The organism is Mesorhizobium sp. Root695 (assembly GCF_001428185.1).
Classification (GTDB): Bacteria; Pseudomonadota; Alphaproteobacteria; order Rhizobiales; family Rhizobiaceae; genus Mesorhizobium.
In genome coordinates, this window is the sequence record NZ_LMHO01000001.1 from 359,026 (window position 1) to 383,841 (window position 24,816).

At 62.8% G+C, this 24,816-nt stretch carries 24 protein-coding genes, 1 pseudogene and 1 riboswitch; of the genes and pseudogenes, 11 read left to right on the forward strand and 14 right to left on the reverse strand.

The genetic code is table 11. From position 1 onward, the window contains the following. Nucleotides 1-2: 2 nt before the first annotated feature. Complete coding sequence (gene xylA, locus ASD99_RS01795; RefSeq protein ID WP_056589422.1) at nucleotides 3-1,328, reverse strand: xylose isomerase; 1,326 nt, start codon at nucleotides 1,326-1,328, stop codon at nucleotides 3-5. Between the two features lie 136 nt (nucleotides 1,329-1,464). Here xylA and ASD99_RS01800 point away from each other — a divergent pair, with 136 nt between their 5' ends. Next, on the forward strand, nucleotides 1,465-1,827 hold the full coding sequence (locus tag ASD99_RS01800) for a nuclear transport factor 2 family protein (protein WP_057142521.1): 363 nt from the start codon (nucleotides 1,465-1,467) through the stop codon (nucleotides 1,825-1,827). A gap of 32 nt (nucleotides 1,828-1,859) precedes the next feature. On the opposite strand, the gene xylB is transcribed toward ASD99_RS01800, so the two are convergent. Together xylB and ASD99_RS01810 are read right to left on the reverse strand one after the other, a co-directional pair. Beyond that, nucleotides 1,860-3,314, reverse strand: a complete 1,455-nt coding sequence (gene xylB / locus ASD99_RS01805) for a xylulokinase (protein WP_057142680.1) — start codon at nucleotides 3,312-3,314, stop codon at nucleotides 1,860-1,862. A gap of 81 nt (nucleotides 3,315-3,395) precedes the next feature. Then, a complete protein-coding gene (locus tag ASD99_RS01810) occupies nucleotides 3,396-4,718 on the reverse strand; it encodes a tetratricopeptide repeat protein (RefSeq protein ID WP_057142522.1) in 1,323 nt (440 codons plus the stop codon). A 225-nt stretch (nucleotides 4,719-4,943) separates the two neighbouring features. Here ASD99_RS01810 and ASD99_RS35070 point away from each other — a divergent pair, with 225 nt between their 5' ends. Beyond that, entirely contained in the window at nucleotides 4,944-5,069 is a 126-nt protein-coding gene (locus ASD99_RS35070; protein WP_274533677.1) for a hypothetical protein, read from the forward strand. 48 nt (nucleotides 5,070-5,117) lie between these two features. Here ASD99_RS35070 and ASD99_RS01815 read toward each other — a convergent pair whose 3' ends face one another. Continuing rightward, nucleotides 5,118-5,741 carry a LysE family translocator gene (locus ASD99_RS01815; RefSeq protein ID WP_057142523.1) on the reverse strand — a complete coding sequence of 208 codons (624 nt, stop codon included), beginning with the start codon at nucleotides 5,739-5,741 and terminating at the stop codon, nucleotides 5,118-5,120. A gap of 458 nt (nucleotides 5,742-6,199) precedes the next feature. On the opposite strand from ASD99_RS01815, the gene ASD99_RS01820 reads away from it, so the two are divergent. The 6 genes from ASD99_RS01820 (at nucleotide 6,200) to ASD99_RS01845 (ending at nucleotide 12,212) form a co-directional block, all read left to right on the forward strand. Further along, nucleotides 6,200-6,964, forward strand: coding sequence for a L,D-transpeptidase (locus ASD99_RS01820; RefSeq protein WP_057142524.1), 765 nt, complete (start codon nucleotides 6,200-6,202; stop codon nucleotides 6,962-6,964). An 86-nt stretch (nucleotides 6,965-7,050) separates the two neighbouring features. Continuing rightward, a complete protein-coding gene (locus ASD99_RS01825; RefSeq protein ID WP_057142525.1) occupies nucleotides 7,051-8,217 on the forward strand; it encodes a diphosphate--fructose-6-phosphate 1-phosphotransferase in 1,167 nt (388 codons plus the stop codon). Then, nucleotides 8,217-8,933 carry an MBL fold metallo-hydrolase gene (locus ASD99_RS01830; protein ID WP_057142526.1) on the forward strand — a complete coding sequence of 239 codons (717 nt, stop codon included), beginning with the start codon at nucleotides 8,217-8,219 and terminating at the stop codon, nucleotides 8,931-8,933. Before ASD99_RS01825 ends, ASD99_RS01830 begins: the two co-directional genes overlap by 1 nt. A 247-nt stretch (nucleotides 8,934-9,180) precedes the next feature. After that, entirely contained in the window at nucleotides 9,181-10,707 is a 1,527-nt protein-coding gene (locus ASD99_RS01835; RefSeq protein WP_057142681.1) for a DegQ family serine endoprotease, read from the forward strand. Nucleotides 10,708-10,857: 150 nt separating this feature from the next. After that, nucleotides 10,858-11,469 (forward strand): molybdopterin-dependent oxidoreductase, encoded by a 612-nt coding sequence (locus tag ASD99_RS01840; protein WP_057142682.1) that lies wholly within the window; start codon nucleotides 10,858-10,860, stop codon nucleotides 11,467-11,469. Next, a complete protein-coding gene (locus ASD99_RS01845) occupies nucleotides 11,466-12,212 on the forward strand; it encodes an FAD-binding oxidoreductase (RefSeq protein WP_057142527.1) in 747 nt (248 codons plus the stop codon). The genes ASD99_RS01840 and ASD99_RS01845 overlap by 4 nt, the downstream gene beginning before the upstream one ends. A gap of 21 nt (nucleotides 12,213-12,233) precedes the next feature. Here ASD99_RS01845 and ASD99_RS01850 read toward each other — a convergent pair whose 3' ends face one another. From ASD99_RS01850 to ASD99_RS01880, 7 genes are all read right to left on the reverse strand, one after another. Further along, a complete protein-coding gene (locus ASD99_RS01850; protein WP_057142528.1) occupies nucleotides 12,234-13,709 on the reverse strand; it encodes a nucleotidyltransferase family protein in 1,476 nt (491 codons plus the stop codon). Further along, nucleotides 13,706-14,398, reverse strand: a complete 693-nt coding sequence (locus tag ASD99_RS01855) for a glycosyltransferase family 2 protein (protein WP_244497577.1) — start codon at nucleotides 14,396-14,398, stop codon at nucleotides 13,706-13,708. The genes ASD99_RS01850 and ASD99_RS01855 overlap by 4 nt, the downstream gene beginning before the upstream one ends. Continuing rightward, the gene (locus tag ASD99_RS01860) at nucleotides 14,383-15,135 is read right to left on the reverse strand and encodes a glycosyltransferase family 2 protein (RefSeq protein WP_056589461.1); all 753 of its coding nucleotides are present in this window, start codon (nucleotides 15,133-15,135) and stop codon (nucleotides 14,383-14,385) included. Before ASD99_RS01860 ends, ASD99_RS01855 begins: the two co-directional genes overlap by 16 nt. Then, nucleotides 15,132-16,181 carry a hypothetical protein gene (locus ASD99_RS01865; protein ID WP_057142530.1) on the reverse strand — a complete coding sequence of 350 codons (1,050 nt, stop codon included), beginning with the start codon at nucleotides 16,179-16,181 and terminating at the stop codon, nucleotides 15,132-15,134. Before ASD99_RS01865 ends, ASD99_RS01860 begins: the two co-directional genes overlap by 4 nt. 44 nt (nucleotides 16,182-16,225) lie before the next feature. Continuing rightward, complete coding sequence (locus ASD99_RS01870; protein WP_057142531.1) at nucleotides 16,226-16,654, reverse strand: PqqD family peptide modification chaperone; 429 nt, start codon at nucleotides 16,652-16,654, stop codon at nucleotides 16,226-16,228. A 120-nt stretch (nucleotides 16,655-16,774) separates the two neighbouring features. Beyond that, entirely contained in the window at nucleotides 16,775-17,875 is a 1,101-nt protein-coding gene (locus tag ASD99_RS01875) for a hybrid-cluster NAD(P)-dependent oxidoreductase (RefSeq protein WP_082525561.1), read from the reverse strand. 71 nt (nucleotides 17,876-17,946) lie between these two features. Continuing rightward, nucleotides 17,947-19,194, reverse strand: coding sequence for an aromatic ring-hydroxylating oxygenase subunit alpha (locus ASD99_RS01880; RefSeq protein ID WP_057142532.1), 1,248 nt, complete (start codon nucleotides 19,192-19,194; stop codon nucleotides 17,947-17,949). Between the two features lie 112 nt (nucleotides 19,195-19,306). Next, nucleotides 19,307-19,509: riboswitch (cobalamin riboswitch) on the reverse strand. A gap of 512 nt (nucleotides 19,510-20,021) precedes the next feature. Between ASD99_RS01880 and ASD99_RS01885 the strand changes: the two genes are divergently transcribed. The 3 genes from ASD99_RS01885 to ASD99_RS01895 all read left to right on the forward strand — a co-directional run bounded on the left by ASD99_RS01885 (nucleotide 20,022) and on the right by ASD99_RS01895 (nucleotide 20,801). After that, the gene (locus tag ASD99_RS01885; protein ID WP_056589476.1) at nucleotides 20,022-20,222 is read left to right on the forward strand and encodes a DUF680 domain-containing protein; all 201 of its coding nucleotides are present in this window, start codon (nucleotides 20,022-20,024) and stop codon (nucleotides 20,220-20,222) included. Nucleotides 20,223-20,293: 71 nt separating this feature from the next. Beyond that, nucleotides 20,294-20,494, forward strand: a complete 201-nt coding sequence (locus tag ASD99_RS01890; RefSeq protein WP_057142533.1) for a DUF680 domain-containing protein — start codon at nucleotides 20,294-20,296, stop codon at nucleotides 20,492-20,494. 70 nt (nucleotides 20,495-20,564) lie between these two features. Further along, nucleotides 20,565-20,801 (forward strand): DUF680 domain-containing protein, encoded by a 237-nt coding sequence (locus ASD99_RS01895; protein ID WP_056589482.1) that lies wholly within the window; start codon nucleotides 20,565-20,567, stop codon nucleotides 20,799-20,801. A 56-nt stretch (nucleotides 20,802-20,857) separates the two neighbouring features. On the opposite strand, the pseudogene ASD99_RS01900 reads toward ASD99_RS01895, so the two are convergent. The 3 genes and pseudogenes from ASD99_RS01900 to ASD99_RS01910 form a co-directional block, all read right to left on the reverse strand. Beyond that, a pseudogene (locus ASD99_RS01900) lies at nucleotides 20,858-21,967 on the reverse strand (ABC transporter ATP-binding protein); the annotation flags it as partial. A gap of 24 nt (nucleotides 21,968-21,991) precedes the next feature. After that, the gene (locus tag ASD99_RS01905; protein ID WP_057142535.1) at nucleotides 21,992-23,656 is read right to left on the reverse strand and encodes an alpha-glucosidase family protein; all 1,665 of its coding nucleotides are present in this window, start codon (nucleotides 23,654-23,656) and stop codon (nucleotides 21,992-21,994) included. Nucleotides 23,657-23,660: 4 nt separating this feature from the next. After that, complete coding sequence (locus ASD99_RS01910) at nucleotides 23,661-24,815, reverse strand: carbohydrate ABC transporter permease (RefSeq protein WP_057142536.1); 1,155 nt, start codon at nucleotides 24,813-24,815, stop codon at nucleotides 23,661-23,663. Nucleotide 24,816: the final 1 nt, after the last annotated feature.

Sequence of the window (24,816 nt, forward strand, 5' to 3'; positions counted from 1 at the left end):
CTTCACACGTAGCGGTTGACGATGTTTTCCAGCAGTTCCTGACGGCCCGACCTTGGCTGCGGCTCGATCTTCTTCTTGACGACGCGCTCGGCGATGTCTTCCAGCGTGCGCTTGCCGGAAAGCATCGCCTTGCCCTCGGCCGTGTTCCAGCCGGCATAACGTTCGGCCAGCGGGGCTGACAGCGCCTTGTCCTCGACCATGCGGGCCGCGGCCTTCAGACCGCGTGCGCAAGAGTCCATGCCGCCGATATGGCCGATCAGCAGGTCCTGCGGATCGAGCGACTGGCGGCGCAGCTTGGCGTCGAAATTGGTGCCGCCGGTCTTGAAGCCGCCGGCCTGCAGGACCTGGTAGTAGGCCAGCGCCATCTCGGGCACGTTGTTGGGGAACTGGTCGGTGTCCCAGCCCGATTGGTAGTCGTTGCGGTTCATGTCGATCGAGCCGAAGACGCCGAGCGCATTGGCCAGCGCCAGCTCGTGCTCGAAGGAATGGCCGGCCAGGATGGCGTGGCCCTGCTCGATGTTGAGCTTGACCTCCTTCTCCAGCCCGAAGCGCTTGAGGAAGCCGTAGACGGTGGCGACATCGTAATCATACTGGTGCTTGGTCGGCTCCTGCGGCTTAGGTTCGATCAGGATCGTGCCCTTGAAGCCGATCTTGTGCTTGTAATCGACGACCATGCTGAGGAACCGGCCGGCCTGCTCCTGCTCGCGGGCAAGGTCGGTGTTGAGCAGCGTCTCATAGCCCTCGCGCCCGCCCCACAGCACGTAGTTCTCGCCCTTCAGCCGCTTGGTGACGTCGAGACAGCTTTTTACCGTCGCCGCCGCATAGGCAAACACATCCGGATCGGGATTGGTGGCCGCACCCGACATGAAACGGCGATTGGAGAACAGGTTGGCCGTGCCCCAAAGCAGCTTGACGCCGGTCTGCTTCATCTTTCCGGCGAAGTAGTCGGCGATCTCGTCGAGGCGAGCCGCACTTTCGGAAAAGTCCTTGCCCTCCGGCCGCACATCGGCATCGTGGAAGCAGAAATAGGGAGCGCCGAGCAGCGAGAACATCTCGAAGGCGACATCGGCCTTGAGCTTGGCCAGTTCCATCGTATCGATGCCGCCGGCCTTGGGGAACCAGGGACGGTCGAAGGTCTGGCCGCCGAACGGATCGCCGCCCGGCCAGGCAAAGGAATGCCAATAGGCGACGGCAAAGCGCAGATGGTCTTCCAGCCGCTTGCCGGCGACGACCTCATCGGGATTGTAGAACCGGTAGGCCAGCGGATTGGTCGAATCTGGCCCCTCGTACTTGATTTTCTGGATGTCGCCGAAAAATCCGCTGCTCATGGTCTTTTTCCTCTTTCGAATAGTTCGCCCTGATTACCTCAGGTAATTCGCCCTGATTACCTCAGGCGTAATTGGTTTCGTTCTTCCGCTGGTCGAAAAGGCTCGTGTCAAAACCGTCAAACAAAGGAGACAGACCATGACCGACCTCAACAAGATCGCCCAAAACTACATCACCGCCTGGAACGAGAGCGATGCCGAGCGCCGGGCCGACTTGCTCAAGGCGACCTTCACTGAAGACGTCAGCTACCGCGATCCACTCATGCAGGGCGATGGCCATGCGGGCGTCGCGGCTCTGATCGACGGCGTGCAGCAGCGCTTTGCCGGCTTCCGATTCTCGCTGAAGGGCGCGCCGGACGGTTTTGCCGACAAGATCCGCTTCTCGTGGAACCTTGGTCCGGAAGGCATTCCTTCCGTCATCGAAGGCACCGACATCGGCGTCATCGAGAACGGCTGCCTGAAGAGCGTCACCGGCTTCCTCGACAAGGTGCCGGCGCAGTGAGCTGGCAAGCCGCGGCGTGGGCGAGAAGTTGCTCACGCCGTGGTGACCTTGATTGCCGGATAGAGCGCCCGGTAGTGCTGATAAGCTTCCGCGTAGACACCCCCTAGGGCGGCGTCCGGTTCGATCGTCGCATCGGTCCTCGGTGCCGTACAGATTTGAAGCGGATCGGCACCCGTCGCCGCGATCAGGCCGAGGCGCGCAGCACCGAAGGCGGCGCCGAAGTCGCCGTCGGCGGGAATGTCGACAGGCAGTTGAAGCGCGGTGGCAATCGCCTTCAGCCAATAGCGCGAACGCGAACCGCCGCCGATCGCCGTCACCCGCGTCAAGGTCGTGCCGGCTGTGGCCAGGGCTTCGAGGCTGTCGCGGAAGGCGAAGGCGACGCCTTCGAGCACGGCCTGCGTCAGCACCGCACGGCTCGATTCATGCGCCAGGCCGGTGAACGCGCCGCGAATGGCGGAATCATTGTAGGGTGTGCGCTCGCCTGAGAGGTAAGGCAGGAAGGACACCCCGCTGGGCGCCTTCAACGTGTCGCCGAGTTCGGCGGTCAATTCGCCGGCGCTCTTCCCGGTGATTTCGGACAGCCAGTTGAGCGAATCGGTTGCCGACAGGATGACGCCCATCTGGTGCCAGGTGTTCGGAAGCGAGTGGCAGAAGGTATGGACGGCACTTGCCGGGTTGGGCAGGTAGGAAGCATTGGCGGCAAACAGCACGCCCGATGTGCCGAGCGAAACGAAGGCGTGGCCGGCGCCGACCGTGCCCATGCCGCAGGCCGAGGCGGCATTGTCGCCGGCGCCACCGGCGATCGGAATGCCGGCCGGGACGCCCCATTTCGAGGCCAAGTCGGCGCGCAAGGCGCCGGCCTTCTGCGTACCCTCGACCAGCGACGGCATCTGCTTTTCGTCGAGCGATGTCGCCGCGAGCAGGTCCGCGCTCCAGCGCCGCTTGCCGACATCGAGCCAGGACGTGCCGGCAGAATCCGACATTTCCGAAATGTGTTCGCCCGTGAGCCAGAGCCGCAGGAAATCCTTGGGCAGCAGCACTTTTGCGACCTTGGCGAAGACAGCGGGCTCGTTGTTCTTCACCCAGGCAAGCTTTGGCGCGGTGAAACCGGGAAAGACGATGTTGCCGGTCAGCGCGCGGAAGCGCGGATCGGCATCGAGGACGGCGGCCTCGGCATGGCTGCGTGTGTCGTTCCACAGGATGCAGGGGCGCAGCACCTTGTCGGCGGCATCGAGCAGCGTTGCGCCATGCATATGGCCGGACAGGCCGATACCCTTGACCGCAGCGAATTCCCTGGGATGCCTGGCTTTGAGGTCGGCAACCGCCTCCTCACAGGCCCGGATCCAGTCGTCGGGATTCTGTTCCGACCAGCCTGGATGCAGGCGTGAAACATCGAGCGACGCATGGCCGGAGCCGATGACGGTCTGCCCGGCATCGATCAGCAGCGCCTTGACGCCCGATGTCCCGAGATCGAGGCCGAGATACATGATTTCCTCCCATGCCATTAATTTTTTCGAGCTCCGAAAAAATCTGGCTTGGCCAGTTTTTAAAACAAGATCCGCTTCGGGTCAATTCTCCGACAAATCGGCGGCGCGTCGCAGAAACAGCGCTGACAGCGGACTGTCGGGTCGCGCCATCGAACGTTCTGCCGTGAGCGCCCTGGCCAGCGCACCCTCGCCGGCGCGCAGGGCCGCCTCGATCAGTGTCAGGTCGATGACGTCGCGCTGGGCGTGGCTGCCGCCGAAACGATGGGCGATTGCCCGGATCGGCCGGATCAGGCGCACGGTCTCGGTATAGTTGCCCTCACCGAACGCCTTGATGGCAAGCGTCAGCGGATGGCCGACATCCCTTGTGAAAGCCGCGTTGTCGTCATTGCCGCGCATGGCCTCACGCTGCGCCTCGAGCAAGGTCTGAGCCGGGGCGTCGAGCCCTGCACCGACAAAGGCCATCATCGCGTGGGCATCATTGAAGGCATAAAGGCCGGCGCCTGCCTTGCGCCAGTTGGCGGCGAGCTCTGCCCAGCGGTCGCCGACATCGAAACCGCCGAGGCGGAGCCGCCACAGGATTGCCGAGGCATCGACCATGTTGAGCGCCATCGTCGATTGCACGCCGTAGATGGGGCCATCATAGAGCGCAAGAACGTCGTCCGTTTCGCCGAGATCATAATGGAACAGCGCCAGGTGCCACCAATTGTGGACCTGCAGGAAGCTCTCCCGTGTCCACGCTTCCGGGTTAGCGCGCATCCAGGCGATGCCATCCCTTTGCCGGCTTTGCATCTCCATGACATGGGCGACGGCATGCTGAGCCCAGCCGTCGCGCGGCTCCATGTCGACTGCCGAGCGGCCAAGCTGTTCGGCCCTGATATAGTCGCCCATTTCCTCCAGCCCGAACGCCTGCATGCCGAGCATGGCGTGGTAGCCGGGCATGCCGCTTTGCCAGGCTGGCAGGGCGCGGGCGATACGGTCGCGCAGCATGCGGGCATTGCCGGTGAAGAAATCGATCTGGTGGCCGACCTGCAGCGCCAGCCCGTCGCGCGGGGTCTCGATGGTGATATCTTCAAGAACGCGGCTGGCCTCATGCCAACGCCCGTTGGCGAGGTGACCAAGGGCTGCGACATGCGCCTGCTCGCGTGTGGTCGCGGCAAGCGGCAGTGACGCCTCATGGCAAGCCTTGGCCACCGCCGTCGCCTCCCGCTCGGTGGCGAGGCCGAAGAGATAGCCCTTGAAGACATGCGCCATGACGAAGCCGGGATCTTCCGCGATGGCGCTGTCGATGGAGGCAACGGGGTCGCCGATGAAGCACTGCAGTTCACGCACCGCTTGGTTGTAGGTCGCGAATCCCACCTCCGTTGCACCAGAAAGCGTCAGGCCGAATGCGTCCCTGATTGCCATGCGATGTCCTTTCATCGACCCGTGACAGGCCCTCGATCCTTCGGCCCGAGGGGATCCTAAAGCATGGGCCACGGACACGCCACTCACGCGCTTCGTTAGAGCGTTTCAGTAGTCTTTCCAGTTTGGCAACCATGATAGGCAGGTTAAACTTTGTAAAATCGAAACAACGCGACGCGGCATCTGAAAAAATACTTCCGAACAGTCGTTTGGAGAGTGCGGAAGGAGATGTTGCTTTGCTGCGACGAAGGCGCCAAGGTCAGCATCTTCGCCACCGGCGACTACACCACAAATCTCGGTGGCGACAAACGCCGTGTCCTCGAAGGCAATCTCGGCTTCAGCGTCAAATGGTGAAGCCGGCCATGATTCCGGAAACCGGTTTCGGGATCACGGTCAGAGAGCCTAATTACCCGAACGCATCGCCACAGTGGCGATGCCGGCGCCGACCAGCAGCGTGCCGCCGGTGCGGTTGAAGATGCGGATTGCCTTGGGATTGCGCACGACGTTGCGTGCGCGTGCCGCGATCAGCGCATAGCCGAAGGCATTGGCGCAGGCGAGCGCCAGGAAGGTCGTCTCGAAGATCAGCATCTGCGTCCAGAAATCGGCGTGGCGGTCGAGGAACTGCGGCAGGAAGGCGACGAAGAAGGTGATGCTTTTCGGGTTGAGCGCGGTGACCAGCCAGGCATGCGCCATCATCTTGGCCGATGATACCGCATCGGTGCGCGGTTCGGCTTTCAGCGCGCCGCCGGCGCGAAACAGTTTCACGCCGAGATAGATCAGATAGCCGGCGCCGATCAGCTTCAGGATGGTGAAGACGGTCGCCGAAGCCGCCAGCAGCGCGCCGATGCCCAGCATCGACAAGGTCATCGCGGTGAAGTCGCCCAGCGCCACGCCGACGGCCATCGGCAGGGCGGTGCGCCAGCCCTGGCCCAGTGCGTAGGACACGACCAGCAGGATGGTCGGACCCGGAATGATGAGAAGAATCGTCGACGCGGCGGCAAAGGCGGCCCAGTTTTCGAAGGACATGCCCGTCTCCTTTGAGCTCAAGGAAGAGGATAAATCCTTAGGCCCGGGAGAATGTAAAGAGGCGATTTCCCTAACTGCGCCAACGGCAGACCGGCGTCAGTTCGCGCCGCTCAGCGTGCTCACGATATCGGCCGGGCTGACATTGGCACCGAGAGCGGTTGATGCCGCGACAATGGCAGCGGCAAAAAGCGTGATGTCGGTTTTCAAGGTCTTGCACTTGGAGGCCCCTCGCTGATCGCTTGAGAGGTAGGAAACGCCGGCGCCGGGATTATGACACGACCGAGGTCTTTTTGTGCAGCAGATCCCAGTCAATGGTCAGGCAGGAGGGTCGAGCGCCCGCCGGGCAACGCGCAAACGCAAGCTGTGCAAGGTCTTCACGCTTTATCAACCATGAATGATGAAAATGCCTACTATCCGGCCGGACCGTGCTTCCCGCCGACAGCGTAGGGTTTGGGTATATGCGTGAGTTGCCGCAAGGTCTGACGCCGCCGCGAAACGGCGACGCATTCGAAACCGATCATCATCTTTCCCGCCGTGCCGTCCTGTCCGGGGCAGGGGCGCTCGCGCTGCTCAGCGCCGCCGGCTGCTCGACCTCGGGAGGCGGCCTGCCGGCGCTCGACCTCGACAACGTCACCACCGGTTCGATACCGATCCGGCCGAGCATCAGCGTCGACAAGAACATCACCAGCCCCGGCGTGATGTATGCCGCGATGACGGATGGCGGCTTCAATGTACCGGAAGTGCCCTATCTCAAGGTAAAGTCGGAATTCCGCCGCCAGATCGTCGTCGACACGACAGGCGAGGCGCCCGGCACCATCGTCGTCCATCTGCAGGAGCGCATGCTCTATCTCGTCCAGCCGGGCGGCGATGCCATCCGCTACGGCGTCGGCATCGGCAAGGACGGTTTCCGCTGGTCGGGCCGCGCCAACATCCAGTACGGCAGGGAATGGCCGACCTGGACGCCTCCGCCCGAAATGATCGCCCGCAAGCCGGAACTGGTGAAGTGGCAGGCCGGCCAGCCCGGCGGCCTCACCAACCCGCTCGGCGCCCGCGCCCTCTACATCTACCAGGACGGCAAGGATACCGGCTACCGCATCCACGGTTCGCCCGAGTGGTGGAGCATCGGCCAGGCGATGTCGTCGGGCTGCGTGCGCCTGATCAACCAGGACATCATCGATCTCTACAGCCGCGTCTCCAAGAAAAATCCGGTCGTCGTCGTCTGACGCGTCACCCGGTCCACTCTTCCGTTGCGCGATAACGAAAGACAGGCGAATGTGCCTGCGAATTCATCGCTCGGGAGACGTCAGGAATGGCCGGAACTTTTGTTATCGCGCAGGGCGGCGGCCCAACCGCCGTCATCAACCAGACGGTGGTCGGGGCGACGCTGGAGATCCGCAAGCGGCATCCCGGCGCCAAGGTCCTCGGCTCCATCCATGGCGTGCGCGGCATTCGTGACGGCAATTATGTCGACCTCTCCGCCATCCCGGAAGACCGGCTGCGGCTGATTGCGGGCACGCCAAGTGCGGCCCTTGGCTCGACCCGCGACAAGCCGGATGCTGCCTATTGCGACGTCATCCTCAACGGCCTGAAGAAGGCCGGCGCCGACGCTTTCATCTACATCGGCGGCAACGACACGTCGGGCACGCAGCAGATCCTGACCGACGCCGCCGGCGGCTCTATCGCCTTCGTCCATGCGCCGAAGACCATCGACAATGACCTTGAGGAAAACGACCACACGCCGGGCTTCATCTCCGCGGCCGAGTTCGTCGCCGGCGCCTTCCTCTCCGTCGATCTCGATTTTCGCGCTCTGCCAGGCATCTATGTCGGCATCGTCATGGGCCGGCATGCCGGCTTCCTCACTGCCGCGGCCGCTGCCTGGCAGCTCGACCTCGACAGCGGACCGCACCTCGTCTATGTGCCCGAGCGCCCATTCTCGGCCGCTGGCTTCATTGATGACGTCCGCGCCACGCTCGATCGCCACAAACGATGCATCGTCGCCGTATCGGAAGGCGTCAGCACCGCCGACGGCAAGGCGTTGGTCGAAAGCCTGGTGCCGCCGGACAAACTGGAGCGCGACGCGCATGGCAACGTCAAGTTGTCGGGCAGTGACCTGCCGGCCGCACTTGAGCGCGCGCTGGCCGAAGGCCTGCCGGGCAAGCGGGCCCGCGTCGACGCACTCGGCTACATGCCGCGCGGCTATATCGGCGCCATTAGCGCCGTCGACGCGCAGGAGGCTTTCGATGCCGGCGCTTTTGCAGTCACTGTCGCCGAACAGGGTGGCGGCTCGGTGGCGCTGCAATATGACGGCACCAAAACGGTGCTGAAGAAGGTGCCGCTGAAGAACGTCGCCGGCAAGACCCGCCACATGCCGGATGATTTCATGAAGCCCGACGTCAATCAGCTGTCCGATGCCGGCATGGCCTACCTCAAGCGGCTGGTGCCGGAAAAGTACAAGGTCGGGAAGCCCTTCGTCTGATGGACTGGTTCAGCAGGAGCATCGTCGACGACAAGACAACGATGCTGACCGAACCGTTCGTGCATGAGTACCTGCGCGCCAACATCTGGCATCTGCGCGGCCGCGACGCCGACCTGCTCGTAGACACCGGCATGGGTATCTGCCCGCTGGCGCCCGAGATCGAGACGTTCAACGGCAAGCCGCTGCTGGTCGTCGCCACCCACATCCATCTCGACCATGTCGGCTCGCTGCACGAATTTCCGTTGCGGGCCGGGCCAAGGATGAACGCGGAACAATTCGAGAGCATGGATGTGGCGGCGACCTACGCTTACATGTTCCACGATCTCGAAGGCGCCGTCTCGAGACTGCCGGCGCCGGGCTGGAAGGCGGCCGACTACAATATCCCGTCCGCGCCGTTGACGCGAACCCTGGACGAGGGCGATGTGGTCGATCTCGGCGACCGGCAGTTTCGTGTGCTGCATCTGCCCGGCCATTCCCCGGATTCTATCGCGCTGTTCGATGAGGCTGACGGCCTGTTCTTCAGCGGCGACGCCATCTACGACGACACGCTGATCGACGACCTGCCGGATTCGGACATGGTCGCCTATGTCAGTACGATGCAGCGCCTGCTCGACCTGCCGATCCGCATCGGTCATGGCGGACACGGACCGAGCTTCGACGGCAAGCGCATGCGCGCGATTGCCACGACCTATCTCGGGCGAACCGTCGGGATCTGACGCCCGGCGGAGTAGAAAAGCCCCGCCTGACGACATTGTGACCTGCCGTCGTCCGGAGATTAAATCTTCGTAAGGTCGCCCGAAAACCCTAAATCGGGCCGATCTGCGCCCTAGATGCAGGCTGTCGATCCGGTCGGCTGCCATGCCAGGCGAGACAGGCAATAGCGACCCTCGACACGCCGGAAACCTTTTCCCTGCATGGGAAGAGGCCATGGCGCAGGATCAACTCTCGCCCGGACAAACGACCATGTCAGATATCCTTCGCAGACATCGCGTCGCGGCCTTGCTGGGCGCTGCGCTAATCATATCCCCCTTCGTGATCTCTTTCGCCCAAAGCGCGGGCAACACCGTTCCGACAACCCAGACACCTGTCGCCGGCATCACTGCGCCCAACGGTTCGTTCGCTCCCATCGTGGCCGCCGACAAGCCGGCCGTGGTCACGGTTACCACCGTCATGAAGGCGCAGCCGGAAAGCACCGATGACGGCATGCCTCTCGGCAACTCGCCATTCGACGACTATTTCCGCCAGTTCTTCGGCGACAAGGGCAGGGCTGCTCCGCGCACGCCGCCGCAGGAACAGGCACAGCGGGCCGAGGCACTCGGCTCCGGCTTCATCGTCGCCTCCGATGGCACCATCGTCACCAACAATCACGTCATCGATGGCGCCTCTTCGATCAAGGTGACGCTCGACGATGGCACCGAACTTCCCGCAACGCTCGTCGGCCGCGACGCCAAGAACGATCTCGCCGTGCTCAAGATCAAAGCCGGCAAGTCCCTGCCGACGGTCAAATGGGGTGACTCCGACAAGTTGATGACCGGCGACCAGGTGCTGGCGATCGGCAATCCGTTCGGCATCGGCACCACGGTCACCGCAGGCATTGTTTCTGCACGCGGCCGCGACCTGCACAGCGGACCGTTTGACGACTTCATCCAGATCGACGCCCCGATCAATCACGGCAATTCCGGTGGTCCGCTGGTCGATATAAACGGCAATGTCGTCGGCATCAACGCGGCGATCTATTCGCCCAATGGCGGCAGCGTCGGCGTGGGCTTCGCCATTCCGTCGGATCAGGCCCAGAAAGTGGTCGCCAAGCTGATGAAGGACGGCTCGATCCAGTACGGCTATCTCGGCGTCGAGATCCAGCCGGTGACGCCGGATGTGGCTAGCGCCATTGGGCTAGATCATCCTGGCGGCGCGCTGGTTTCGCAGGTCAATGACGGCTCGCCGGCAGCCGGCGCCGGTGTCCAGACAGGCGACGTCATCACCAGCTTTGCCGGACAGGACGTGAAGGATCCCAAGGACCTGTCGCGGGCGGTCGCCAATGTCGCGCCCGGCGCCCGGGAGACGCTGGTCGTTTGGCGCAAGGGCAGGGCGGTACAGATTTCCGTCGCTGTCGGCCGCAACACCGACGATGTGAAGACCGCGTCGGCGGACGACGGTTCCGGCACGCCAAGCGCCGAGCAAGGCTCGCGCCTTCCGGCGATCGGGCTTGGCCTGATGGACATCACCCCTGACATCCGCGAGCAGATGAATCTCGCCGACAATCAGCACGGCGCGATGGTTGCCAGCGTCAATCCAGACAAGGCGGCCGCGGCATCCGGAATCCAGGCCGGCGACATCATAGCCGCCGTCAATCAGGTACCGGTGAAGAGCGCCAGGCAAGTGACGCAGGCGATCGCCCAGGCCGGCAAGTCCGGCCGCAAGTCTGTGCTTCTGCTGGTCGAGCGCGAAGGCAGCCAGATCTATGTTGCGGTGCCTTTCGCCAACGGCTGACATGTGGCGTTGACGTGAATGCAGGATCGGCAGGGCTCGTCGGTGACGATCCCCGCCGGCCTCTGCCCGTCAAGATTTCGGTTGCCCGCCACGACATCTTCAAGAACACTGCATCAGGCCGATGGTGGCTTGATGCAGGGGATTGCCGCGATGGTCACCCGGGGTTTCTCTTCAGGACGGCGCCCGCCAACCGATGGCGATGCGCGCATACCGCCCGGCCAATATCTCGAACAGGGTTTTCCAGTGCTGTCGGCCGGCCCAACGCCGCGTGTGCGCATCGAGGATTGGTCTTTCACCCTGAAGCATGGGCCACGCCCGATCAAGACATGGAACTGGGCCGAGTTCAACGCGCTGCCGTTGACCAAGATGACGCGCGACATCCATTGCGTGACCGCATGGACCAAGTTCGACACGCCGTGGCAGGGTGTGTTGGTCGACGATATCCTTGCCGACGCGGGGTTGGAGCCACCGACCGGCTTCACGCTGGCGCACGCGTTCGATGGTTACACGACCAATGTGCCGGTCAAGGATCTCACCGCCGGCAAGGCCATGGTGGCGCTGCTTTACGAAAGTAAGCCGATAACGCCGGACCATGGTGGCCCGGCAAGACTGCTAGTGCCGCATCTCTATTTCTGGAAGTCGGCCAAATGGCTGAACGGCCTGCAATTCACCACGCGCGACGAACCCGGTTTCTGGGAATTGCGCGGCTACCACATCTACGGCGATCCGTGGCGCGAACAGCGCTACACGGACGATCCATGAGCGATGCAGCGGCAGTGCAATCGCCTTGGCAGACAGTCAGGATTGTCCGCATCGAAAAGCGCACGCCGCGTGTCACCAGCTTCTTCTTCCAGCCGTCTCGGCCCTTTGCCTATCGCGCCGGGCAGCATGTCGACGTCAGGCTGACGGCGCCCGACGGCTATCAGGCGCGCCGCTCCTATTCCATCGCCTCCGCACCCGAAACGAACGATGTGATCGAACTGGCGATTGAAAAACTCGACGACGGTGAGGTTTCGCCCTTCTTCCACGAGGTCGCGGCAATTGGCGACGAAATCGAACTGCGCGGACCGCTCGGCGGGCATTTCGTCTGGCCAGAAGATGAGAATGGCCCGCTTGTGCTGGTCGGCGGCGGTTCGGGCGTCGTTCCCTTGATGTCGATGGTCCGCCATCGCGCCGCGCAGAATTCGAGCGTGCCCGTCGTCCTGGTCTTTTCAGCTCGGGTCTGGGACGAAGTGATCTTTCGTGACGAACTGATCACCCTCGATGATCGCCAGCACGGCTTCGATCTGGTGCTGACGCTGACGCGCGAGGCCGCACGCCGTCCCGCCGATTATTCGCGGCGGGTGGACGTCGCGATGATGGCGCAAGCGATGGCGCGGCTGCCCGAGCCGCCCGGTCTCGCCTTTGTCTGCGGCTCCAATGCGTTCGTTTCCGCCGCCGCCCAGGCGCTGATCGATGCCGGCGTTGCGGCGCAAAACATTCGCACCGAACGGTACGGAGTTTGAACGAACGCCGCCTTTCGCTCTTCAGCCAATCGGCGAGAAATCCGCCGACAACAGCTGGAAAGGCAAGGCGCCATAGGCAGCCACCGTGGCCTCGTCGTTCCATTCACGAAACTGGCGCGACGGTCGCGCTTCGAGCGTCAGGGCGTTCCGCGCGCCGTCGAGCTTCACCTTGCCGCGAAAATGCAGCACGCGTTCCTTGCCGGATCGGCTGATGGCCATGGCGCGCAGCCGAGCGATATGGTCGTCACCGGCATTGATTTCCATTTCGATACGGCGTCGGACCGGCGGAACACTGATCCTGACGGTGATATCAAGCATCATGTCGCCGGTCGTTTGCGGACAGGCGATGGCCTGCGAAAACGCCAATGGCGCCGGTGAGGCTTGCGGTTTGCGCGCGGCCGATCTGCCGCGCCAGGCCTTGGCGGGCGGCTCCTGTTGCAACCGGCCCTTCTTCCGCTTCAGGCGCAATTGCTTGGCAAGCCCGCGCGACAGCCAGACAAGGCCGCCGAAATCCGTGCGCGGCTTGGCCTGCAGAACCGACGACCAACGCGACAGGCCAGCCCGGTCGGCCATCTCGAAGATCCTGGCCAATGTCGACTCGGGCACAGCAACGCCGATCTCAAACGCCAGATAGGACAATGCCACCGCCGCCGGAACGGCCAGGCCGCGTCTGCCGACGATGTCTAGGAACACGTCCCAGTCGACGTCTCCGCCATGGATGGCGACCGCGCAATCGACAAGCCAGTCGCTATGGGTGTGGGCATCGAGGCCGCCATGGGCGATGGCCAGGGCCATGCGATCGGCCGGCGACGGCACGAAGACCGCGACGCCGCTGAATTCGGCCGGGATCGCCCGTTGCCAGATCGCCAGATCGTCTTCCGCGCTTGCCTGCGACCCGTCATAGCCGAGCTGGTGCAGGTCGATGTCGCCGAAACGGCCCTTGAAGAAATTCATCGACCGCAGCGACGCCAACCGGGTTCGCAGATATTGCGCGCTGACGCCCGAGGCGATCTGCCAGTCGCGATCACACAGGATGTCGAAGGCGGCAGCCATGTCGCGCGGGCGCACCAGTATGTCGATGTCGTGCGCCACCCGGCCACGCTGCGCCGACGCATTCAAGGCAACGCGGCTGGCGCCCTTTATCAGCATGATGTCGGCGCCACCGTCGGCCATTGCCTTCAGCGCCGGCTCGCCCTCGCGCATCGCCATGCGCGACTTGGTCCACAGCATCTTCTGCAGGCCGACAAGGCGCGGATAGGCGGAATGGCCGGCAAGCTTTCTGCCGAACCTGTCGGAGATGGCAGCGAGCAACCGGTGTTCCCTAAACGAGACAAGGTCGATGTCGTTCTCGTCCAGCCAGCGCGCGGCGCAGCCAGCGGCTGCGTCTTCATCGGAGAGCAGCGCCGCCTTGAGCAACTGGTCGAGCTGGCCGGTCGGCCAGGACCAACCATAATCCGGGAAGCGACGCCCGATACGGCGAACGGGCCTGGCTTTCAACTGGAGCCCGCCTTGTTCTGAGCTCGCCGCTGCATGGCGAGCCTTGCCACCTGGAGGTAGCCGCGGTCGCGCTCCGGGTCGCGGCCATAGGAAAGGCTGCCCGGCCTGATGCGGCGCAATGCAAGCATGTCGTCGAGCATGGCAAGGACAAAGCCTGCCTCACGAACCCGGGCGATCCAGTCGATCATCTCGCCGCGGCCGCCGGGTGGGTCGATGATGGGACCGACGGTCTGCACCACCTCCTGGCGGATCATCATCGTCGTGCGCGACCAGCCCGCCACACTGGCCGCCTCGGGCAAATCGGGCCTGTCACCGCGAAACGTCCGCCAGTGCGTAAAAACGCCCGCTGTTGCGGGATGACGGTTGAGATAGCCCAGCTGCTTTTCGATCTTGTCCGCCAGCCACAGGTCGTCGGCATCGAGCGTCGCGACGAACGGAGTCGAGAGTGCGGCAAAACCCTTGGTTGTGGCGCTTCCGGGCCCCGCATTCTCTTGCCGCAGCACCGTTACCGGCAGGTTCATCGCGTCGATCACGGCAGCCGTATCGTCGGTCGAACCGTCATCGACCACGACGATAGCCTCCGCCTTTACCGTCTGGGCCAGAACGGAGTTCAGGGCCGCGCCTATGGTGGCGGCCGCGTTCAAAGCCGGAATGACGACGCCGTAGCCTGCCATTACGGGAATCGCCACTGCGCGAGATCCTTGACGTCGAAGATTCCCTCCACTGGGCGCAAGCTGGGGTCGGCCCTGCGACGCTTCATCGACTTGTGAATGGCGCGCATGAACTCGCGAAAGGGCACATCGGCTTCCTTGGTCATGTTGCCGGGATGACGCCGGTAATAGAGAGCCACCGTATCGGGCATAACGTATTTTGCTTGGCTCTCAAAGATACGCAACAGATAGTCGGTGTCCTCGGCCTGTTTGAAATCCTCGTCGAAGCCACCGGTGCGCTCGATGAGGTCTCGCGCAAAGATTCCGGCTGACAGGTGGATCCCTCGGACGGTGATGGAGTGGCTGTCGGCGGCTGGTTCCAGCGTCTCGCCATCTATCTTGTCCACCAGCGTCATGCGCGAATAGGTCAGGTCGAGGCCGGGATCCTCTTCGAAGCAGGCGAGATCCGCCGTGAAGCGCCCCATCGGGGAGATGTCGTCCGAATCGAGAAACGACACCAGGCGCGTCTGCGGTAGCAACTGTTTCAGCCCGGCATTGCGCGCCTTGGTGACGCCCATGTTGGATTGCCGGAACAGGCGGATGCAGGGGGTCTCGCGCATCATCGAGCGCACGGCCTCCACTGAGCCGTCGGTCGAGCCGTCATCGATGACGATAATGTCGAGATCGGCGGCATCACGCTGCCGCACGAGCGAGCGCAATGCAGAAACCACATAGCGCTCGCGATTGTAGACAGGCATTATCACGCTCAGTTTCACGAAGCGCCCCGCGCGAGAAAGTCCGCAATCGTGCCGGCTATCTCCTGTGGCTGCGTTCCCAGCGACAGACGGTAGCATGGCAGCAGGCGGGTCAGGTCGCTGAAGAAGCGAAAGCCGCTTTCCCGCTCGCCCGGCATCTGCGCTATCCCGGACGGCGCCAAGGCAATCATGGCATCCCTGCGCGATACCGGCATGATCGAACTTGCCCCGCCCCCGCCGATATGTGGCACCACCAGCGCAACGATGTCCAGAGTTGCAGGCACCGGCTGAGGCGCAATATCGGCAATGTGAAAAGTATGTTTGCCTTGCCAGTTGAGCGGACCATGGGCCGGCAGCCGGTGCGTGAGTCCAAGCCGAGAAAACCCTTGGGGATCCTGCTTGAGCGTCGAAAACAGCGGGCTGGCACTCACGCCGTTGGCGAGATCGATCAGCACATAATCGTCGCCGACGCTGTCCAGCCCATTGAGGAGGCCGGCAGCGACGGTCCCGGATTTCCCAGCGCCGCCCGCGCCGGCCAGCAGAACGCCCTTGCCATTGGCGCCGAGCGTGCCGGCATGGGCAAGGCGCATGCCGCGCGCCGCATACTCCCAGTGCAGGAAGGCCCGCAGCGGCGCTCCCGGCTCCCACGGTGGAAAGGCGTCAGTCGAGGCCATCAATTGCACGCCAACGCGACGTTGCGGATCGTAGAACTGCCAGAAGTCGAGATCGTGAAAATGGTGGCCACGCAACCCGGTCTCGGCGAGCCGCTTGGCAAAGCCGTGCTCGGTGAAATGCGCGTCGCCCCACTTGGCCGGCTCGGGGATGCCGGGGATGCCTGGATGAACAATGAAAATGCGGCAACTGGACGTTTCAGGTTGATCGTCCCTGGTCTCGACCAAAGCATGGCCGAGTGCATCCGCCAGCACGCCGGGGCCGAGATGCGCGGTAAGCTCCAGCCGGGGCAGGCGGATCTTGCGCACGACTGGATTGTACGCGGCCGCGCGTTCAGCGGCGGCGATGAGATGCCGGGCGTAATCCGGCAAGGTTTCGAGAGTGACGCGCGACATGGCCAAGTCCAGCGCCCTTCTATCGCGGTGCAACCGGCGGCTCGTCAGGATGCCTGTTTGACCGCCGGCCAGCCAACCGGCTCCTCGACTTCATGGATAGGATCCACGATGATCAGGTCGGCGAGGTCGTCGTGGACATTCACGGTGAGCGGCTCGCTCGTGGCGGCAAGCTCGGCAAGCAATTCGTCAGGCAGCGGCTGCGGCGGCGCATCCAGGCCAACCAGCAGCCCCAGCTCGAGCAATTGCGATACGAAGCCTTCGAGTTCAGCCGGGCCAATCGTCGAGGCGCCAGCGGTCAGCCCGATCAGAGCCTGGGCATCGACGCCGGACGATAGCGCCTGCCAGATCCTGCTGCCCGAATCGGAAAATCCGAAGTACTTCCCGCTCGAAAGATCGAGCACGACGGCTTCGCCGTCGAAGGATTCAAAGACAATGTCCTTGCTCGAAATCGCGTATACATCGGTATGACGCATTGCTCTTGACCCCCATAGCTGCGCGAGCAATCGTCGGTCGGCGCGGTCGCTCAGCTCATAAGGCCTGTAAACACTCGATTCTTTCTTGGCAAGCCAACGCGCGCGGCGGCTCCAAGCGGATCACGCCTCGATTTCGAGCGCCGAAAGCGGTTTTGAGCAACAGGCGAGGATAAAACCGTCGTCGATTTCGTGATCGAGGATACCACCATTGTGGCTCATCTCGACGTTGCCCGCGACCTTCCTCACCTTGCAGGTGCCGCACAGGCCGAACTCGCATGCGGCGGGAATCCGCACGCCCGAGGCCCGTGCCGTCTGCAGCACCGTCTGGCCGGCGACGCATTCGGCGTCGACATCCGAAAGCGCGAAACGGATCGGCGTCGCGGCTTCGGCGACAATGGCGGCACCGTTTTCAGCCGGCGACGCGAATGGCGCCGGGATTTCTTCCACGACAGGCGCCGCAAAGCTCTCCTGATGATATTTCGTCATGTCGAAGCCGGCTGAGTCCAGCATGCCGCGCACGGCGCGCATGAAGGGATCGGGGCCGCAGCAGAAGATTTCGCGCTCGCGGAAATCGGGCGCCAGCAGTGGCAGCCGGATCGCGTCGATGCGGCCCATATGGCCGAACCAGCCCTCGCGGCTCGACCGCTCCTCGATCATGAAGCCGAGCGACAGGCCGGGCATACGGCTGCCGAGCAGTTCGAGTTCCTTGCGGAAAATGATCTCTTCCGGGCGGCGTGCGCAGTTGACGAAGCCGACATCGGTCCATGGCGCGCAGTCATTCAGCCAGCGCAGCATCGACATCATCGGTGTCACGCCGGAGCCTGCCGAAATGAACAGATACTTGGCCGCCGGGTGGCTGTGCAGCGAAAAATCACCGGTCGGCCCATAGGCCTTGACGTGCGACCCGGGCGTCAGATGATCGAACATCCAGCGCGTGCCGATGCTGCCGGCCTGCGCCTTCACTGTCACCGCGATCGAGAACGGCCGCGATGGCGAGGACGACAGCGTGTAGGTGCGCATCAGCGGCCCGTCGGCGGTCGGCAGTTCCAGCGTCACGAACTGGCCGGGCTTGTAGCGGAACCAGGTCTGGTTGTCGGAGCGGAAGGTGAAGGTCTTAACGTCAGGCGCTTCGTCGCTGACGCCGATCACTTCCAGCACCTGCAGCCTGTCGTTCCACGGCGTCATCTGGTCGAGATGGCGATAGAGGCCAAGATCCGTCATCGCATTCATCCTCTTGTCCCTTTTGTTTTGTGCATGTCCCAAAACCGCTGCGCACTTTTGGGCGACATGCGCTAGGCGACGCTGCGCAGGGTCGGCCGCTCGCCTTCGGCAAGGCGCGGACCGATGAACGACGCGTACCATTCGACGAACTGGATCACGCCACCCTCATGCAGCTCCGAATAGGGGCCGGGCTCATAGGCGGGCGACAGGATGCCGAAGGCGTTTTCCTCGACGATGCGGCGGTCCTGGTCGTTGGTCTCGGTCCAGACATGGGTGAGGTCTTCGATGGTGTAATCGATGCCCTCGACCGCATCCTTGTGCACCAGCCATTTGGTCGTCACCGCCGTTTCCGTGGCGCTGATCGGCAGCACCCGGAACGTCACCGCGTGGTCGATGAGGATGTGGTTCCAGGTCGTCGGATAGTGATAGTGCATCAAGGTGCCGATCCGGTCGGCGGAGACGGTGTCGGAAAGGTTCTTCTTGACCGCCAGCTTGCCGGTCATGGTGTAGCTGACGGCATCGCGCAGCAGTGGCGCGCGGGTGGCGCGATACTGTCCGGCCGGATCGATGCGGAATTTGCTCGGCAGGCCGGCGGCCTCGCATTTGGCCCAATGCGCGACCATCTCGGGGTCGCTATCGGCGCCGTTGACGCCGGTCACGGTCGGCGCCTCGGGGAAGGTCTTGCACAGTTCGGGATGATTGGCGGCGCAGTGGTAGCACTCGCGGTTGTTTTCCCAGACCAGCTTCCAGTTGCCTTTCTCGATGATCGTGCTCTCGAAGGCGATCTTTGCTTCGCGCAACCGGTGCGGCAAAAGATAAGGTTCGATCATCGCCCGCATCGGCGCGAAATCCGCCGGCTCCTTGGCCAGGCAGATGAAGATGTAGCCGCCGACGTTTTCGCAGGCGACCGGCTTCAGGCCGAACTGGCTCTTGTCGAAACCGTCGGCCATCTGGCGGGCAAACAGCAGGCGGCCGTCGAGCTCATAGGTCCATTGGTGATAGGGGCAGACGAGCTTTGCCGCCGTACCCTTCTCGGTGTTGCAGACGCGGCTGCCGCGATGCCGGCAGGAATTGTGGAAGGCGTTGATCTTGCCTTGCTGGTCGCGGACAAGAACGACCGGATAGTCGCCGATCTGCACTGTGATGTAGCTGCCCGGCTTCGGAAGCTCGCAATCGTGGCCGATGAACAGCCAGTCGCGATACCAGATCAGCTCCATGTCGAGCTTGAAGTAGTCTGGATCGGTGTAGAACGGCTGCTCTAGCGAAAAGCCTTGCCTGCGGCTGTTTAAGAGCCTCAGCATGTCGTTGCGAATATCCATGTCCTGTCCTCGCTTTAAGGACTGAACTGGTGGTGACGGAGGAAGGATTGGACGCAGGCCGGCGATGCGTCGGACATGCACGATCCACCTCTTGACCGCCCACCGCGATCAGTCGAGTCTAGAAATCTTGGGCTGGTTTCCGGGCTCTGGAGTTGTCCTTGCGGACCATCGCGACACCTTCCCAGGCAGTTGCCCAGTGGTCTCCCGTTGCGACTTGAACTCCACCACCGTTGCGGGGGCAGCGCCGGATTCTGACCGGCTTCCCAATTCTCCGCCCCGTCGTCACGAAGTGGCACCTGAGATGGTATGATCTAACCACGATCGCGGACGCGTCATCGGCATGAAAACGACATCGTATCCATGCGGCGCGACACGCACGCGAAACGCCCCGGTTGGCGATTGCCGCGCTGAAATCCTATCTCCGCGGCGGCCTTCCCATCTGCAATCTCCTCGAAACCGACCCCTGACCGAGGTCAAAAAGGGTTAACAGTTTCGAAAAGTGACTATTAGCGGTCACTAAAATCGAACCGAACGGTTCGTTTCTGTTGACGGTGCGTGCAGGACGGTGTGAACGCTGGGCCTACGAAACAGTTGGTGATATGACTGGCGGCTTTGGCTAACATATTGATAAATATATGGAAAAAGTATTGTGTAGAAGCCCTTGGCGCAATTTCAAGTGGCGGATTCATGGTCCACACGGAACAACTTCGTGATTGGAAAAGGCAGACCGGTCCTACCACATCGGGGCTGTCCGAACGACGCGATTTCCTCCCAAGACACGCCGCTATACGGACGGGAAAAATACTAAAAATACTGGAGTACATAAAATGAAAAAGATCATTCTCACTGCCGCCGCCCTTCTGGCCATTTCCGGCAGCGCCTTCGCTAATGGTAGCGACCACTATGGTTCGAACGCCCCGGCAGCCACTGCTGTCGACAGCTCGTACACCGCTTCGGTCAAGAAGTCGGAACCGGCTGCTCAGACGCCTGCCCAGGGTAGCGACCGTAACCTCTTCGGCAACCACTAACAGCCGAATCACCAGTTGACGGGGGGTATGCCTGCCGTCCTGGCGAAATCCAGAAATTCAGGAGACTTGAAATGAAGAAGATCATTCTTGCTACCGCAGCCGTTCTGGCCATTTCCGGCAGCGCCTTCGCCGCTAGCGACAACTATGGTTCGAACGGCGCCAATCAGCCTGCCGCGGCGGTCGACCAGTCGTACACGGCTTCCACCAAGACATCCGAACCGGTTGCCCAGACGGCCGCTCAGGGCAGCGATCGCAACCTCTTCGGTCGCTAACAACCAATTTCCCAGTTGACGGCGGGTATGCCTGCCGTCCTGGCGAAATCTAGAAATTCAGGAGACTAAAATGAACAAGATCCTTATTGCTGCCGCCGCCGTTCTGGCCATCACCGGCAGTGCCTTCGCCGGTAGCGACAACTTTGGCTCCAACGGCGCCAACCAGCCTGCCGTCACTTCGGTTGACACCGCGCACACGAGCTCGATCCGCAACAGCGGTGGCCTCGTCGAGAAGCTGCTCAATTCGTCGGGCGACGTACAGAAGTCCGCCCCTCAGGGCAGCGACCGGAACCTCTTCGGCCGCTAACAGCCGAAGCTGATCTTCAAAAGAAGAGCGGCGGGCCAAGCCCGCCGCTCTTTTTTGGCCGCCTTTGCTTCCGGCTTTTGCAGCGCAAAGGAATGCCCATCCGTATCGAAGATATGCAGGTCCTCGCCATTGGCGCTCAGCCGCAATGTCGAGCCGCGCTTGACCTCGACATTGCCGGGCAGCTTGGTCACCAGCGGCAGATCGGCGCGGCCGATGTCGATATAGACCAGCTGGACCTCGCCGAGCTGCTCGACATAATCGACCGTTCCCTCGAACAGATAGTCAGCGCCGCTGGAGATGATCAGATCCTCCGGCCGCACGCCGAAACTCACCGCGGTACCCTTCGCCGAAGCCGGCGTGGTGATCGGCACGGTTGCCTTGCGGCCGCCGACATGGCTGACGACGGTCGGGTTGCCGGTCTTGTCGATGGTCGCCGGCAGGATGTTCATGGCCGGCGAGCCGATGAACTGGGCAACGAACAGGTTGCCGGGTTTCTTGTAGAGGTCCATCGGCGTGCCGACCTGTTCGATATGGCCGTCCTTGAGCACCACGATGCGATCGGCCAGCGTCATCGCCTCGACCTGGTCATGGGTGACGTAGATCATGGTCGTGTTGGGCATCGATTCCTTGAGCTTGGCGATCTCGATGCGGGTGGCGACGCGAAGTGCGGCGTCAAGGTTCGAAAGCGGCTCGTCGAACAGGAACACTTTCGGATTGCGCACGATGGCACGGCCGATGGCGACGCGCTGGCGCTGGCCGCCCGACATCGCCTTGGGCAGGCGGTCGAGATATTTGGTCAGCTGCAGGATTTCCGCCGCCTGGCGTACGCGGCGATCGATCTCGGCCTTGTTTTCCTTGCCGATCTTCATCGAGAACGCCATGTTGTCGTAGACGGTCATGTGCGGATAGAGCGCGTAGGACTGGAACACCATGGCGATGCCCCGCTTCGATGGCGGCACGTCGTTCACCACCTCGCCGGCTATTCTGAGCTCGCCGGAGGTGATTTCCTCGAGCCCGGCGATCGACCTCAGCAATGTCGACTTGCCGCAGCCAGACGGGCCGACAAAGACGATGAACTCGCCCGACTTTATATCGAGGTCGATGCCGTGGAGAATGTTCAGAGTGCCGTAGGACTTCTTCACTTGTCTTAGCGTGACATCGGCCATTGGTTTCCTCCCAGTGATTTGAATTCAGTCGATGCGCCCGAACCAGGCGCCGTAGCCGCCAAGCTGTATGGAGCCGCTGCTCGCCTGCCCCGAAAATCCGTGCCCGGGCAAAGGTTGCAGCGATCGGTTGCCAAGGTCAACCTCGGTCGGCCTGGCGCCCAGATTGAAGACGCAGACCACCTGCTCGTTGCCGGCGCGGCGCGTGAAGGCGACCGTGTCGCCCTCACTTTCGATGAAGGTGATATCGCCCTTGGCCAGCGCCGGATGGGCGCGGCGGAAGCTGAGAAAGCGCCGGTAGTGCTCGAGCAGCGAACTCTCGTCGCCCTGCTGGACATTGACCGCTTGCGCCAGATGCTTGGCCGGCACCGGCAGCCAGGGTTTTGCCGACGAGAAGCCGCCATTGCTGGCGCTGCCGTCCCACACCATCGGCGTGCGGCAGCCGTCGCGGCCTTTGAATTCAGGCCAGAAGCGGATGCCGTAGGGGTCCTGCAGATCCTCGAACCGCAGGTCGGCCTCGCCAAGCCCAAGCTCTTCGCCCTGATAGATGCAGACCGAACCGCGCAAGGACATCAGCAGCGCCGAGATGACCTTGAGGTAGGCGATCGGGTCGGCCTCATTGGCTGCCCAACGCGAGGCCGGGCGCATCACGTCATGATTGGAAAAGGCCCAGCACGACCAGCCGTCGCTGGCGACCTTGCCGAAAGATTCCAGCACCGAGCGGACCTTGGCCGCACTGATCTTTTCCGGCGCCAGAAAATCGAAGGAATAGCACATGTGCACGCGCTTGCCGCCGGCGGTGTAGGCCGCCACCACTTCCAGCCCGCGCTGCGAATCGCCGACCTCGCCGACCGCGGCGGTTGCCGGATATTCATCGAGCAGGGCGCGGAAGCGTTCGAGGAAGCCGAGGTTCTCCGGACGGCTCTTGTCGTAGAGATGGTCCTGGTAATTGTAGGGATTGACCGCGGGTGCGGTCTGGTCGTTGCGCTCCTCCGGCGGCAGCGGCGGGTTGTTTTCCAGGCCCTGGCTGTGGAAGTAGAAATTGATGGTGTCGAGCCGGAAGCCGTCGACGCCGCGCTCCAGCCAGAAACGGGTGACGTCGAGCAACGCGTCCTGGACTTGGCGGTTGTGGAAGTTGAGGTCGGGCTGCTCGGCCAGGAAATTATGCAGGTAATATTGCTGGCGGCTGGTGTCCCATTGCCAAGCCGAGCCGCCGAAGATCGACAGCCAGTTGTTGGGCGGCGTGCCGTCCGGCTTGGCGTCTGCCCAGACGTACCAGTCGGCCTTCGGGTTGGTGCGGCTCGACCGGCTTTCCTTGAACCATGGATGGTTGTCGGCGGTGTGCGACAGCACTTCGTCGATCATCACCTTCAAGCCCAGCCTGTGTGCCTCGGCGGTCAGCGCGTCGAAATCGGCCAGCGAGCCGAACATCGGATCGACGTCGCAGTAATCGGACACGTCATAGCCGAAATCCTTCATCGGCGACTTGAAGAACGGCGAAATCCAGATGGCGTCCGTGCCGAGTGCCGCGATGTAGGGCAGCCGCCCGATGATGCCCTTGAGGTCACCAATGCCGTCGCCGTTCGAGTCCTGGTAGCTGCGCGGATAGATCTGGTAGATCACCGCGCCTCGCCACCAGTCGCTATCGATGGCGAGATCGGGCTTCGAACTGGCCTTCAAAGCGGATTGCATCGTCTCAGCCTCCTTTCACCGAGCCGGCAAGCAGCCCGCGGACAAAATAGCGCTGCAGCGAGAAGAAGACGATCAGCGGCACGATGATGGTCACGAAAGCCGATGTCGTCAGGATCTCCCAGTCGCCGCCGCGTGAGCCCAACAGGGCGTTGAGCTTGGCGGTCAGCACGATCTGGTCTGCCTCTGTACCCAGGAAAACCATCGCCACCAGCAGATCGTTCCATACCCACAGGAATTGGAAGATGGCAAACGAGGCCAGCACCGGGAACGACAGCGGCAAGACGATCTTTACGAAGATCTCGAAATCGCTGGCGCCGTCGATGCGCGCCGATTCCATGATCTCGCGCGGCAGGCCGGCAATGTAGCTGCGCAGCAGGTAGATGGCGAAGGGCAGGCCGAAGCCGGTATGCGCCAGCCAGATGCCGAGATAGGTCTTCGACGGCATGCCGAAGAAAGAGCCGACGCCGTTGTAGAGTTTCAAAAGCGGGATCAGCGACATCTGCAGCGGCACCACCAGCAGGCCGATGATGACCGCGATCAGCAGTGCCCGGCCGGGAAACCGCATCCAGGCCAGTGCATAGGCGGCAAAGGCGGCGATCAGGATCGGGATGACGGTCGCCGGGATGGTGACGGTCAGCGAGTTCATGAATGACCGCCCGATGCCTTCCGAAAACAGCACCGTCTTGTAGTTGTCGGTGGTGAATTTCGGTGGCGCCGACGAGGCATAGTAGACGCGTTGGCCGCGATCGCCTTCGAACGCCTTGGGCGAGGCCATGACGAAGCTGCCATCGGCGTTGAGCAGCAATGTCACGCCGTCTCCGAGATCGGCTGTCGTGCCGGCGGGATATTGCGTCGGTGCCGCCGATTTGACGCCGAAGGCGCTGATGTTGCGCTTGGCGCCGTCGCCGAAGATGTTGCCCTCAAGGACGAACTTGCCGTCCTTTTCGACTTGCGTCGAGGCGGCCGGCAGGCGGCCGGCTTCCGTCTGAGTGGAACTGGAGAAGGAATTCCACCAGCCCGAGGCGATGATCTGGTTCTTGTCGCGCAGCGAAGAGACCAGGATGCCGAGCGTCGGTATGGTCCAGATCGCGACGAAGACAAGCACGGCAATGTGGACGCCAAAGCGGCTGGCGAAGGAATTTCCGGTCGCAACGGCCATC